The 13,812-nt window shown below is 39.7% G+C and carries 10 protein-coding genes; all 10 read left to right on the top strand.

Features of this window, described 5'->3' with window-relative positions:
- Positions 1-13: 13 nt before the first annotated feature.
- The 10 genes from JW886_RS07990 to JW886_RS07945 all read left to right on the top strand — a co-directional run bounded on the left by JW886_RS07990 (position 14) and on the right by JW886_RS07945 (position 13,695).
- Positions 14-619 (top strand): sugar O-acetyltransferase, encoded by a 606-nt coding sequence (locus tag JW886_RS07990; RefSeq protein WP_205871807.1) that lies wholly within the window; start codon positions 14-16, stop codon positions 617-619.
- Positions 609-2,216 (top strand): alpha-glucosidase, encoded by a 1,608-nt coding sequence (locus JW886_RS07985; RefSeq protein WP_420844221.1) that lies wholly within the window; start codon positions 609-611, stop codon positions 2,214-2,216. Before JW886_RS07990 ends, JW886_RS07985 begins: the two co-directional genes overlap by 11 nt.
- Before the next feature lie 15 nt (positions 2,217-2,231).
- The gene (locus JW886_RS07980; protein ID WP_205871806.1) at positions 2,232-4,493 is read left to right on the top strand and encodes a glycoside hydrolase family 65 protein; all 2,262 of its coding nucleotides are present in this window, start codon (positions 2,232-2,234) and stop codon (positions 4,491-4,493) included.
- A gap of 145 nt (positions 4,494-4,638) precedes the next feature.
- Complete coding sequence (locus JW886_RS07975) at positions 4,639-5,613, top strand: LacI family DNA-binding transcriptional regulator (protein WP_075526167.1); 975 nt, start codon at positions 4,639-4,641, stop codon at positions 5,611-5,613.
- A gap of 177 nt (positions 5,614-5,790) precedes the next feature.
- Positions 5,791-6,459 carry a response regulator transcription factor gene (locus JW886_RS07970; RefSeq protein WP_231097899.1) on the top strand — a complete coding sequence of 223 codons (669 nt, stop codon included), beginning with the start codon at positions 5,791-5,793 and terminating at the stop codon, positions 6,457-6,459.
- Between the two features lie 83 nt (positions 6,460-6,542).
- The gene (locus JW886_RS07965; protein ID WP_205871805.1) at positions 6,543-7,904 is read left to right on the top strand and encodes a sensor histidine kinase; all 1,362 of its coding nucleotides are present in this window, start codon (positions 6,543-6,545) and stop codon (positions 7,902-7,904) included.
- An 88-nt stretch (positions 7,905-7,992) separates the two neighbouring features.
- On the top strand, positions 7,993-9,735 hold the full coding sequence (locus tag JW886_RS07960; RefSeq protein WP_205871804.1) for a 1-deoxy-D-xylulose-5-phosphate synthase: 1,743 nt from the start codon (positions 7,993-7,995) through the stop codon (positions 9,733-9,735).
- Between the two features lie 90 nt (positions 9,736-9,825).
- Positions 9,826-10,092: a membrane protein insertion efficiency factor YidD gene (gene yidD / locus JW886_RS07955; protein ID WP_075526163.1), complete on the top strand. Its 267-nt coding sequence runs from the start codon at positions 9,826-9,828 to the stop codon at positions 10,090-10,092.
- A 138-nt stretch (positions 10,093-10,230) separates the two neighbouring features.
- Positions 10,231-12,162, top strand: a complete 1,932-nt coding sequence (locus tag JW886_RS07950) for a beta-glucoside-specific PTS transporter subunit IIABC (RefSeq protein ID WP_205871803.1) — start codon at positions 10,231-10,233, stop codon at positions 12,160-12,162.
- A 99-nt stretch (positions 12,163-12,261) separates the two neighbouring features.
- Positions 12,262-13,695 carry a 6-phospho-beta-glucosidase gene (locus JW886_RS07945; protein ID WP_205871802.1) on the top strand — a complete coding sequence of 478 codons (1,434 nt, stop codon included), beginning with the start codon at positions 12,262-12,264 and terminating at the stop codon, positions 13,693-13,695.
- Positions 13,696-13,812: the final 117 nt, after the last annotated feature.

The following is a 13,812-nucleotide window of genomic DNA, read 5'->3' as shown; positions in this document are numbered from 1 at the left end:
GGAGGTCAACAAGATGAGTGAATACCACAAAATGATATCGGGGCAACTCTATAGTGCTGAAAAGATTGAAGCAGCTTATCGTCCGGATAAATCAAGAGCTCTAGCACAAGAAATTAACCAACTCCATAGTCTTGAAAAAGAAAAGATCGTTCAACTAGAAAAGAAATTATTTGGCAAGACTGGTGAGCAGATTTATGTCAATCCCCCGCTTTATGTTGATTATGGTTTTAATACAAAGATTGGTGAAAATTTTTATGCCAATTTAGATTGTATCTTTTTGGATGTTGCTCCGATATCCATTGGAGATGATGTTATGTTTGGTCCACGTGTAAGCTTGATTACAGCGACACATCCGATTGATGCAGCGGTGCGAGGGCGAGGTCTGGAATATGCACAGGCGATTAAGATTGGCGACCGGGTGTGGTTAGGTGCTGGCGTTATTGTCAATCCTGGTGTTGAAATTGGAGAGAACACCATTGTAGGCTCAGGAAGTGTTGTGACTAAAAGCTTACCGCCAAATGTTATTGCAGTAGGTAACCCTGCACGGGTCCTGCGCAAGATAGATGATGAAGATCGAGTTTTTTGGGAAGAAAAAGAAGAAAAATATTATGGAAAATGATTTTCGTAAAATGGTAGGCTATCAAATTTATCCTAAGTCTTTTAAAGATACGAATGGAGATGGCATTGGTGACCTTCAAGGCATTATTGAAAAGCTACCTTATATCCAGCAGTTAGGTGTTGATTTTATATGGATTAATCCAATTTATAAAAGTCCGCAGGTAGATGGTGGCTATGATATTTCAGATTATTATGCGATTGATGAGCGTTTTGGAAGTTTAGAGGATTTTAAGACTTTACTTCATAAATCCCACGAATATGGACTGAAGGTTATCATGGATTTGGTAGTTAATCATACTTCGGATCAACACCCTTGGTTTTTAGAAAGTAAAAAGTCAAAAGATAACCCCTATCGAGATTTTTACTTATGGGAAGATGCTACAGCTCAGCAACTTCCTAACGAATGGCGATCCTTTTTTGGAGGATCAGCTTGGACTTATGATAAGGAAACAGAACAAGCGTATTTTCATGCTTTTGCAAAAGAGCAGCCTGATTTGAACTGGAAAAATCCCAAAGTACGACAAGAAATTTATAAAATGGTTCGCTGGTGGCTGGAATTAGGTGTGGATGGTTTTCGTCTGGATGCTATTTCCCACCTTCAAAAAATGCCCTGGTCATACAAGATTAAGTCTTGGCGAGGTGATGGACCATGGGTTCCTTTTATGAATGTCTCAGGTATTGAAGACTATATGACGGAACTAAAAGCAATTTTTGATTCATATGGCGCATTAACAGTTGGTGAAGCCTCTGGTGTACGATCAATGCAAGCGCCTGATTGGACTGACGAAAAGGGCTATGTCAATATGATTTTTGAGCTGGAACACAATGTGAGAAAAGCAAATGGTCGAGGATCGATTTATGGTTACAAAAAAGTGATCATGCGTTGGCAAAATGATTTACTAGCCCGGGGCTGGAACGCCCTTTATCTAGAGAATCACGATCAACCGCGTAGCATTGATGTCTTTGGCAACGGATCATTAGCCTCCGCTAAAGCCCTTGCGGTGAGTTATATGCTTTTACGGGGCACGCCCTTTATCTATCAAGGGCAAGAGCTAGGAATGCGTAACTTCCCGTTTACTTCCTCTGATCAGTTGCGCTCAGAAGAAGTCATTGCGCAATACGAGAATTTACTGACGGACTTGTCAGCTCAAGAGGCTTTGCAAAAAGTGACACAAGATAGCCGAGAGCATGCCAGAACCCCAATGCAATGGTCTGACAAGGCGAATGCAGGTTTTACGACAGGGCGTCCCTGGATGGACATTCATCCTAATTACCCTCAAGTTAATGCTGAAAAACAAACGGAACTTTTTGAACTCTATCAAAAACTAATTCAATTGCGCCACGATAATCAAGCCATTGCTAGTGGCTCAATCTATTTTTACTTTGAGCGGCATCCGCAGGTGTTAGTTTATACGCGTGATGAATTTTTAGTCATCGTTAATCTAGGGACGAAAAAAGCGCATTTAGATTTTTCAAAAGTAGAAGCGTTTACTGACGGATCTGTCAGTAATTACCACAGCGTCTTAAGCAGTCAGCCACGTCCTTTTGAACGAAGCATGTCCTTAGCCCCTTTTGAATATCAGGTTTATAAGAAGTAAAGGAAGAAATAAAAAATGAAACAAATTAAAAGAATCATGGGCATTGATCCTTGGAAAATCACTGCAAATAAGGTAGAAGTAGAAAATCGGCGTCTCCAAGAATCGCTTACCTCTATTGGAAATGGTTATATGGGGATGCGCGGTAATTTTAGTGAAACGTTTAGTGCTGATCATCACCAAGGAACTTATATTGCAGGGGTGTGGTTCCCCGATAAAACCCGCGTTGGTTGGTGGAAAAATGGCTACCCCGAATACTTTGGTAAAGCTATCAATGCAGTGAATTTTGCAAAGGTCAGCTTGTTGATTGATCAGAGTGAGATTGACTTGGCGATTGCTGATCTAGCAGATTTTGAGATGGCTCTAGATATGAAACAGGGGGTTCTAACCTATCGTTATGTGGTAGGGGGAGTTCAGGTAGTTGTAGAGCGCTTCTTTTCAATCGCCACACCAGAACTTGCAGTTTTCAGATTTTCATTTGAAGCAACAGACGGGGAAAATCATGATATTCGCCTGGAATCAGTTATTGATGCCGATGTACACAATGAAGATGCAAATTATGATGAAAAATTTTGGAAAACCTTAAAAACTGAAAATACAAGTGATGGATCGTTTTTAATCAGTGAAACCGTTCCTAATCTTTTTGGAGTGGAGCAATTTACTGTTTTAACAAAGCAAACTTTCAAAGGAGATTTCCATTGTACAAATCAAGAAAGCTTGGAAGATCAGGTAATAGACTACTTTGAAGGAGAATTGAAACCAACAAGACCTCTCAACTTTGAAAAACGCGTTCTTGTTCTGACCAGCCGAGATTACCAAACGCTTCCTGAGCTGACCAAAGTGTCAGAGGAATTAAGCCAAGAAGTTAATGCTCAAACTTATGAACAACTTTTTACAGCACAGGCGCAAGCTTGGGCAAAGCGTTGGGAACTTGCGGATGTACAAATTGATGGATCGGATGAGGCCCAACAAGGGATTCGCTTTAATCTTTTCCAACTTTTTAGCACTTACTATGGCGAAGATGATCGACTCAATATCGGCCCTAAAGGTTTTACGGGTGAAAAATATGGTGGGGCTACTTACTGGGATACAGAAGCCTATGCTGTCCCACTTTATTTAGCACTAGCTGATACAGCTGTCACCAAAAATCTCCTCAAATATCGACATCAACAGTTGCCTCAAGCACAACATAACGCAAGACAACAAGGTTTGGCAGGAGCTCTTTATCCAATGGTTACTTTTACCGGTATCGAATGCCACAACGAGTGGGAAATTACCTTTGAAGAAATTCACAGAAATGGCGCAATGGCCTATGCCATTTACAACTATACCAATTATACTGGAGATGAAACCTATCTGGCAAATGAAGGTTTGGAAGTATTGGTCGAAATCGCCCGTTTTTGGGCTGATCGTGTCCACTATAGTAAACGAAATGACAAGTATATGATTCACGGTGTGACAGGACCAAACGAATATGAAAATAATATCAATAATAACTGGTACACTAATACGTTAGCGACTTGGGTTTTAAAATATACCCTTGAAAGTCTTCAAAAGTATCCGCGAGAAGATTTGAAGGTGAGTCAAAAAGAAAAGCAAACATGGGAAGAAATTATTCAAAAGATGTATCTTCCGGAGGATGAGACGCTTGGTATATTTGTTCAACATGATGGATATCTTGATAAAGATTTAACACCGGTGGCTGACTTAGACCCTAAAAATCTTCCGCTCAACCAAAATTGGTCTTGGGATCGCGTTTTACGTAGCCCTTATATCAAGCAGGCAGATGTTTTGCAAGGAATTTACTTGTTTGGTGACCATTATACGATGGAACAAAAGAGAAAAAACTTTGAGTTTTATGAACCTTTGACAGTGCATGAGAGTTCGCTCTCACCATCCATTCATGCCATTTTAGCAGCAGAGCTAGGGTTTGCTGATAAAGCAGTTGAAATGTATGAACGCACGGCCCGATTGGATCTGGATGACTATAATAATGATACAGAAGATGGCTTACATATCACTTCGATGACGGGTTCATGGTTAGCGATTGTGCATGGCTTTGCTCAAATGAAAACTTGGAACGGTAAATTGAGTTTTGCGCCCTTCTTGCCGGAAGTTTGGACTGGCTACACCTTTCACATTAACTACCGAGGACGCCTTCTTAAAATTTCAGTTGGGGAGAAAGTGGAGATTGAATTGCTTAAGGGGAAAGCCCTGAAATTAGACGTGTATGGGAAAACTATTGAGTTAATTACAAATTATGTGACAGAAACGAAATAAAAAGGTGTCGAAAAAAAGACATTTTCTTGTCAACTCCTGAAAACTATTGAAAAATAAGTAAAAATTTGGGAAAATAATAATCCGAGAACACTGTAAGAAAGGAGTGCTGGAAATTTCCAGTCTGAGCGAATCTCAGGAAGAAAAAATGGCAGTTACTATAAAAGATGTCGCTAAGAAGGCTGGAGTTAACGCTTCAACAGTCAGCCGTGCGATTAAAGATAGCTCTGAAATTAGTGATAAAACCAAAGCTAAGGTGCGCAAAGCCATGCATGAGTTAGGCTATCGGCGTAACGCCGCTGCTCAGGTACTGGCTTCTGGAAAAACCAATACGATTGGTGTTGTTTTCCCTGCAGTGAATGATAAGGAAAGTCAACCTTTTTATATGAAGATTCTATCTTCTATCAATGAAACAGCACGTGATTATGATATTTCAGTTGCGATTGCGACAGGTCATACTGTGGCACAACTCAAAAAACAGGTCGAATTGCAGTACTCCGAAAAAAGAGTGGATGGCTTTATTGTGCTTTATGCCGGAAAAAGTGATCCGATTAGGGAATATTTACTAAATAATAAAATCCCGTTCGTCCTTGTGGGGACACCTTCAGACCATAAAAACGAAATTACGCATGTGGATAATGATAACATGCTCCTAGGAAGAGAGGCAGTCCATCACTTAGTAGACTTGCATCATGAAAATATTTCCTTTGTCACTGATACCACGCAAGGGGAGGTTTTTGAAGAACGTTATCATGGCTTTAAAGATGAGGCCCAACGTTACGGAATAAACGAGAAGTTGTTAGTGATGGATCGTGATTTTTCTGTTACTAATGAAACGGCTCTGGTTGTGATTGATGACGTGCTGGCCTTGAAAGTAGTAAAGCAGTTAACCAGCCAAGGTCTCCGTGTCCCAGAGGACATCAGTATCATCACTTATAATAATTCTATTTTTACAACGATTATTCATCCTTATTTGACTACTTTTGATATCAATATTGAACAATTGGGAGCAACAGCAGTAAAAAAATTTCTTGATTTACGAGATGAAGAGGAAAAATTACCTGAAAAAACAATTATTCCCTTTCAACTTATTGAGCGAGAAACAACTAAAGCTAGAATTTGAGATCTAGCTTTTTAGTTTCATTTAAGTCAAGTTTAAGTCCAATACAAGACAAAAATAACATAATAGTGTAAAATAAAAAGAAAGGGAAGAGCGCATTCTAGTCGACTTTATTGAGCCTAAAGGGACAGATGAGAGAAAATTTTTTCGAGCTCGGAAATGTGAAGAGGAATGGATTCGATGATTAAAATATTATTGGTAGAGGATGATTTGTCACTTTCAAAGTCGGTATATGACTTTTTAAAATCTTTTGCGGAGGTTAAACAGGTTTATGATGGGGTGGAAGGCCTCTACGAAGCAGAATTAGGGATTTATGATTTGATTTTGCTTGATTTGATGCTCCCAGAAAAAAATGGTTTTGAAGTACTCAAAGAGTTGCGCGAGCAAAATGTTGAAACTCCGGTGTTAATTATGACAGCAAAGGAATCTTTGGATGATAAAATGCATGGATTTGATATTGGTGCTGATGATTACCTCACGAAGCCTTTTTATCTGGATGAATTAAAAGCGCGCATTCAAGCACTTTTGAAACGGACCGGTAAGTTGGAAGATTCTCATGGTTTAAGCTACGGTGAAGTGCGTTTGAATCTCTCTAATAAGTCCACTATGGTAGGGGATAAAGCAGTAGATTTGATTGGGAAAGAATTTGATTTGGTTGTTTACTTGATGCAAAATCAAAATGTTATTCTCCCAAAAGAACAAATTTTTGACCGGATTTGGGGCTACGATAGTGATACAACGGTAACTGTTGTTGAAGTTTATATGAGTAAGATTCGAAAAAAATTGAAAGATACAGAGTTTGTAAACAATCTCTCCACCCTGCGAAATGTAGGCTATATTTTGAGATAATGATTTAGCAAAGATTTGCTTTTACTGATAGAAAGGGCACTTACCGAGCTGTCAGTAAGGAGTGAATCTAGAAACGAGAAAATTTGAAGAAAGTAATTAAAAAAATAAAATCTTCGGCAATTGTAAAGAATGATGGGAAGAATTTCCTTCATTTTTTTCTAGCTTTTACAGTAATTTTTGTCGCTTTAGCAGTGATTATTATACAAGTTATGCAGTTGGGAATGTATCGTGCGACTGACCAAAATTTACGAGACCTGTCCCAGAATCAAGCTTTCTTACAAGATGCCGCAAATAATCAGTTAGGTACCAATAGTCCTCAAAGTAGAGGAGATTATGGGCCAAATAACAGTGTTATCTTTTATAATTCGGATGGTGAGAGCTTCATGCCGTCAAGTAGCACGGCTCAGAGCTCAGATTTCGTCTTGACCCATTTACAAAAGTCAATGAAGTTCAAAGAGAGTCAACTTAATTCGATTTCATCGGTATCGGTGAATAATCCCTATGGGGATGATTGGCACTATCGTTATTTAACTTCCCGCTTTATTATCAACAATGTCGACGGAAGTATCACACCCGTGTATGTGCAAATCTTTTCAAATGTTGACCAGATTCAGGATGCAATGAGTCGGGCGATGTTTGTCATTATCACGACGATGATTGCTTTTTGGCTCTTGTCCGTAGTAATTAGTTTGTATCTGGCCAATTGGACCTTAAAACCTATCCTTTCAGCTTATGAAAAGCAAAAAGAATTTGTGGAAAATGCTTCTCACGAATTGCGGACCCCTCTAGCAATTTTGCAAAATCGGTTAGAGTTGCTTTTTCAAAATCCGACCTCAACAATTATCGATGAGTCAGAGAACATCTCGGAAAGTCTGTCAGAAGTACGCAACATGCGCTTACTTACCACTAATCTTTTAAATTTAGCACGTCGTGAATCGGGAATTAAGATTAGTCCAGAGCCCACCACGGCAAGTTACTTTGAAAATATTTTTAGTAGTTATGAGATGCTTGCTGAAAATGCAGGCAAATCATTCACGGGTAATTTGAAGTTAGATGGAACAATTAATCTTGATCAAGCTCTGATTAAACAGCTCTTAACCATTTTATTTGATAATGCCTTGAAGTATACCCATGATAACGGCGAAATCTCTCTAGATGTCCAGAAGGCTGGCGGAATTTTAATTTTCACAGTAGCGGATAATGGAGAAGGCATCTCGGATGAGGATAAAAAGAAAATATTCGACCGTTTCTTCCGCGTAGATAAAGCACGTACGCGTCAAAAAGGTGGACTTGGTTTAGGATTGTCACTTGCAAAACAGATCGTGGACGCCTATAATGGTAAAATCACAGTGGAAGATAATAAGCCGCAAGGTACAAAATTCGTCATTCGAATTCGATTGGATAACCCAATTACAAATCCTGCAAAAATCTTTCAAAAGTTGTAAAATAATAAACGAAAATGTAAACAATGAGATGTTTGTTACTGACAGCCCTGTCAGTAACGCTAATTTTCATTGTTAGAAAGAGGAAAAAATGGCGATTTTAGATCGTATTAATTCACCTAAAGATGTTAAAAAGTTGACCAGTCAAGAGTTGGTAGAGTTGGCGCAAGAAGTACGTCAAACTGTCCTGCATAAAGTATCAAACGTAGGAGGACACGTCGGTCCAAATCTTGGAGTGACTGAGCTGACTATTGCTTTACATAAAGTTTTTGATTCACCTGTGGATAAATTTGTCTGGGATGTTTCACATCAAACTTATCCCCATAAGATTCTGACAGGTCGAAAAGTAGGTTTTACAGACGGACATTTTCATGATATCACGCCTTATACAAACCAAAATGAGTCAGAACATGATTTCTTTACAGTAGGCCATACGTCAACATCTATTGCTAATGCATTGGGGTTGGCAAAAGCGCGTGATCTGACAAATGGGAAGGGCGACCGTATTGCTATTATTGGTGATGGCTCTCTCTCTGGTGGTCTTGCAATGGAAGCACTCAATAATGCCGGTGACTTTGATGGAAATCTTATTATTATCGTAAATGATAATCAAATGTCTATTGCCGAAAATCATGGTGGACTTTACCGTAATCTAGCTGAATTACGTGCTACAAAGGGACAAGCTGAAAATAACTTGTTTAAGTCATTTGGTTTAGATTACAAGTACCTTGAAGAAGGGAATGATCTTGAAGCATTGATTGCACTCTTTGAAGAAGTAAAAGGAATCGACCATCCGATTGTCCTACACATTCATACGGAAAAAGGGCGCGGTTATCTTCCTGCTACTGAGAATAAAGAAGCTTTCCACTGGCGCGGTGCTTTTGAACTCGAAACAGGAGCTTTGAAAGCAACTCCTGCTGGTAAATCTTACACGAGCATCATGTTAGATTATATGGATCAAAAACTTTCAGAAGGCATCCCACTTGTTGCAATTAATGCGGCAATACCAGGTATTTTTGGCTTAAAACAATTTGCAGCAAAATACCCTGAACGTTATATTGATGCGGGGATCGCTGAACAATTCACAATTACTTTTGGCGGAGCGATGGCTACAGAGGGTGTTCGTCCGATTATTTTCCATAATTCTACTTTCTTGCAACGCGCTTATGACCAACTCTGGCATGATATTGCCATCAACAAAGAGCCAGCAATTATTATTGTCAAAGGTGGAGTAATTTCCGGATCTGATGAAACTCACCAAGGCTCATCAGCGATGACTTGGATTTCTAATATTCCTAATCTGAAATATTTAGCACCAACTTCTCAAGAAGAGTTTACGGCAATTTTGGATTGGGCTTTGGCCCAACATGAAGAGCCTGTTGTCATTCAACTTCCAGAGCACGGGGTTGAATCAAGAACGACTGTATTGACTGATTTCTCAGAAAGTACTTATCAACTTGAAAAAGCAGGTGAAAAAGTGGCGCTCTTAGCACTTGGTGGACTTTATTCACATGGCGAAAAAGTAGCTGCTGAGCTTGCTGAAAAAGGGATCCATCCAACGTTAGTGAACCCTTTGTTTATCAATGATCTTGATGAAGACTTTTTGGATAAATTGACTGAAAACCATGAGGTGATCGTGACGCTTGAAGATGGGATTCTGGATGGAGGCTTTGGGCAAAAAGTAGCTTCTTTCCTTGGCAAATACGATGTTAAGGTTTTAAACTATGGAGCGAAACGTGAGTTCAATGATTCCGTGCCGGTCAGTGAACTTTATGACCGTTATCATTTGACACCAGAACTGATGGCTGCCGATATCCTTAAACTTCTAAAATAAAGTCGGAGATAAAACAAGCGGTTATTCGTAAGCATCGCTTTTAAAAATTAAGTTACTGACAGAACTGTCAGTAACTGATGAAAGTGAAAAATGAGAAAAATATTAGTAAAAACTGTACAGGGCTATCAGCGCTGGATTTCACCAATATTACCTCCAGCCTGTCGTTATTACCCTACCTGTTCAAATTATATGATTGAGGCAATTGATAAACATGGCCCTGCCAAAGGCTTAGCAATGGGAACAGCAAGAATATTACGTTGCCATCCTTTTTGTACACCGGGTTATGATTTAGTTCCAAATCATTTTAGTCTCCGACGAAACTGGAGCGAACCTACAAAAAACAAATCTCAAAAATGAGGTTTGTTTTTTTTTTTTTGCTAATAATATCATTACGAAATGAGAAAAAAATGAGTTATACTGAAAGAGTAAAAAGAAAGCGAAAACATAGAGCGGTCGTTTTATATAGACCCAAAGAATCCCAAGGAGGTATGAAAAATGGGAAAATACGAAACACTTGCACGGGACATTGTGAAAAATGTCGGAGGCAGAGCAAATGTCAACTCAGTAGGTCATTGTATCACTCGGTTGCGATTTAAGCTTAAGGATGTAGCCAAAGCGGATACCCCTTATCTCGAGGATCTAGATGGCGTTGTTACTGTGATGCAAGCAGGCGGACAATATCAAGTGGTTATTGGTAATCATGTGGCACAGGTTTACGAAGAAGTTATCAAACTTACAGGAACAGATGCTTCTGACGAGGAAGAAGTTGAAAAAATGTCACCCTTTAATCGGTTGATTGATATTATTTCAGGTTCTTTCCAGCCCTTCCTTGGGGTACTTGCCGCTGGTGGGATGATTAAAGGGTTGAATGCGATGCTTATCGCCTTTAATCTTGTAGCAGCTACAGATGGGACTTCGGTTTTACTCAATGCGGTTGGAGATGCGATTTTTACATTCCTTCCGCTTGTTGTTGGACTTACAGCCGCCCGTAAATTCAAACTTAACGAATTCATCGGATTGGTTTTAGGGATGATAATGATGTATCCATCAATCCAGCTTTCAGCATTTGAAGGAAGTACACCCATTGGAAGTCTTTTTTCAGGGACGATTATTGAGAGCAATTATTTCTCAACCTTCTTGGGCTTGCCAATAATCGCCCAAAATTACTCTGGTACAGTGGTACCAATCCTCTTTACGGTTTGGTTTGCGAGTATCATTCAGAGACGGGCAAAGAAAATCATTCCAGAAATGTTGCAAACTTTCTTTGTACCTTTCTTTACACTACTCATCGCAGCACCTCTTGCCCTCCTTCTAATTGGACCAACACTTAATGTTGCTACAGATTTACTTAGTACGGGGTTCCAAAACTTACTCGCCTTTAATCCGATTATCTTTATGGCGCTCCTTGGTTTGCTCTGGCAGGTTTTAGTAATTTTTGGTTTACATTGGGCAGTGGTTTCAGTAGCGTTAGTGCAAGTGGGAGCAGAAGGCTTTACACAAATGCTTGCAGGAACATTTGGTGCATCTTTTGCCCAAGTAGCTGTAGTTTTTGCACTCTGGTTAAAATTTAGAAAAAATGATAAGGGACTAAAAACACTAGGTATTCCAGCGATGATCTCAGGGCTTGCTGGCGTTACTGAACCCGCAATCTACGGACTAACTCTCAAGAGAAAAAGCGCATTTTTATACTCTATGATAGGAGGAGCGGCCGGTGGCGCAATCTTAGGAATGGCAAATTCTGGTTTTTATACGCTCGGAGGGTTAGGAATCTTTGGTTTACCGAATTTTATCTCACCAGATGGAAACCTAGCGTTTGTATGGAGTGCCATCATGGCTATTGCTGTCTCAATGCTTGTCGCCTTTGCTCTAACTTGGTTATTCTACAGTGAAACGGCTGAAGGAAATGAAAAAGTGAAGACAAAAAATCCAAAATCATGGCACTTTAATCACTCGCCACTCCAAGCTGCATTGGCTGGCGAAAGTTTTGATACACCTGTTCCTGGTGAAATTAAAGCTTTACATGAGGGATCCGATGAACTATTTTCTAGTGGGGCAATGGGACAAGGGGTTATCGTCCTTCCTCAAAAAGGTGAAGTCTTCGCCCCTTTTGATGGGGAAGTAGTGACGATATTCCCGACAGGACATGCGATCGGGATCCGTTCTAATAACGGTGCAGAGTTGCTCATTCACATTGGAATGAATACTGTAGAATTAGGAGGAAAACATTATGAAACTTTTGTCCAATCAGGCGATCAGATTCACAAAGGAGATTTACTCATAAAATTCGATCGAGAAGCCATCGAAGCTGCCGGTTATGTGACGGAAACGCCCGTGATTCTGACTAATTCTCAAGATTATTCTGAGGTTAAAACCTACCTCTCACATGATGATAAAATAATTGAAACCGCTTCACAAAAAGCGTTGTAAGCGGACCCAAAAAATGTTACAATGAAGAAAGAAGCGTTCTATCACCTCTTTCTTCTTTTGTTAGAACCACTTTATATTTATATTAAAAAGGAGCTATGTATGCCATTTAGTAAAGATTTTCTTTGGGGCGGTGCAACCGCAGCCAACCAGTGTGAAGGCGGCTATAATCTGGGTGGACGAGGACTTGCCAATGTGGATGTTGTTCCACATGGAAAGGATCGTTTTCCCATTATCACGGGTGAAATGAAACATCTCAATTTTGATGACCAGCATTTTTATCCCGCCAAGGAAGCTATTGATATGTACCATCACTGGAAAGAAGACCTAGCATTATTTGCAGAAATGGGTTTTAAGACTTATCGGATGTCTATCGCTTGGACGCGGATTTTTCCTCAAGGGGATGAGAAAGAGCCAAATGAAGAAGGACTTGCTTTTTATGAAGAAATCTTTAAAGAGTGCCAACGATTAGGCATTGAGCCGCTGGTTACTATCACACACTTTGATTGCCCAATACACCTCATTAAAGCGTATGGTGGTTGGCGCAACCGCAAGATGGTTGACTTTTACGAAAATCTGGCGCGTACCTTGTTTACACGTTATAAGGGCTTAGTCCATTACTGGTTGACCTTTAATGAAATTAATATGCTTTTACATGCACCTTTTATGGGAGCTGGCCTAGTCTTTGAAGAAGGAGAAAATAAGGAGCAAGCTAAATATTTGGCTGCACATCATGAACTCTTGGCTTCAGCCTTAGCGACAAAGATTGGACATGAGATTGACTCAGAAAATAAAATTGGTTGCATGCTAGCGGCAGGAGATTATTATCCTTACGATTGTCATCCTGAAAATGTCTTTGAAGCTCAGCAACAAAATCATGATAATCTCTTTTTCATCGATGTGCAATCACGAGGAAAATACCCAAATTACCTCCTGAAGCGACTAGAACGTGAAGAGATTGAATTACCTATTCAACCGGGAGATTTAGAACTACTAGCAAAAAATACAGTTGACTTTGTTTCCTTTAGCTATTATGCGAGCCGTGTCGCTAAAGTGAAAGAGCAAGATGCGGATAAATCAGCTGGCAATATCTTTGAATCGGTTACGAATCCGTATCTTGAAGCGAGTGAGTGGGGATGGCAGATTGATCCTCTGGGTCTTCGAATTACGATGAATACGATTTATGATCGTTATCAAAAACCTTTATTTATCGTTGAAAATGGTCTAGGTGCAATCGATAAACCAGATAGTGATGGTTTTGTGACAGATGATTACCGGATTGCTTACATGGCTGCTCACATTAAGGAAATGAAAAAAGCAGTTGAGTTAGACGGTGTGGAATTAATGGGCTATACTTCTTGGGGATGTATTGACCTAGTGTCTGCAGGAACGGGTGAAATGAGTAAGCGATATGGCTTTATTTATGTCGACCGCGATGATTCTGGAGAGGGCACCTTAAAACGAACACCTAAGAAATCTTTTGAATGGTATAAAAAAGTAATTGCCACCAATGGCGAAGATTTGACCAATGAATAAATTTAAAAAGCGAGGGACTTATTACCCCCGCTTTTTTAAACTTATTAAGTCATCTTAAGAGTACTTTTTCTGAGGGAAAGGGTAAAACATGCTATAATTTTTAGACAGGTTAAAGAA

Origin of the sequence: Lactococcus taiwanensis, from assembly GCF_017068355.1 — a bacterium.
Classification (GTDB): domain Bacteria; phylum Bacillota; class Bacilli; order Lactobacillales; family Streptococcaceae; genus Lactococcus; species Lactococcus taiwanensis.
This window is presented reverse-complemented; position numbering and strand designations above follow the sequence as displayed.

Excerpts from the sequence above, each read along its gene's own strand:
- JW886_RS07945 (WP_205871802.1), top strand. The coding sequence starts at position 12,262 with ATGCCATTTAGTAAAGATTTTCTTTGGGGCGGTGCAACCGCAGCCAAC.
- JW886_RS07950 (WP_205871803.1), top strand. The coding sequence starts at position 10,231 with ATGGGAAAATACGAAACACTTGCACGGGACATTGTGAAAAATGTCGGA.
- JW886_RS07990 (WP_205871807.1), top strand. The coding sequence starts at position 14 with ATGAGTGAATACCACAAAATGATATCGGGGCAACTCTATAGTGCTGAA.
- JW886_RS07960 (WP_205871804.1), top strand. The coding sequence starts at position 7,993 with ATGGCGATTTTAGATCGTATTAATTCACCTAAAGATGTTAAAAAGTTG.
- JW886_RS07985 (WP_420844221.1), top strand. The coding sequence starts at position 609 with ATGGAAAATGATTTTCGTAAAATGGTAGGCTATCAAATTTATCCTAAG.
- yidD (WP_075526163.1), top strand. The coding sequence starts at position 9,826 with ATGAGAAAAATATTAGTAAAAACTGTACAGGGCTATCAGCGCTGGATT.
- JW886_RS07975 (WP_075526167.1), top strand. The coding sequence starts at position 4,639 with ATGGCAGTTACTATAAAAGATGTCGCTAAGAAGGCTGGAGTTAACGCT.
- JW886_RS07980 (WP_205871806.1), top strand. The coding sequence starts at position 2,232 with ATGAAACAAATTAAAAGAATCATGGGCATTGATCCTTGGAAAATCACT.
- JW886_RS07970 (WP_231097899.1), top strand. The coding sequence starts at position 5,791 with ATGATTAAAATATTATTGGTAGAGGATGATTTGTCACTTTCAAAGTCG.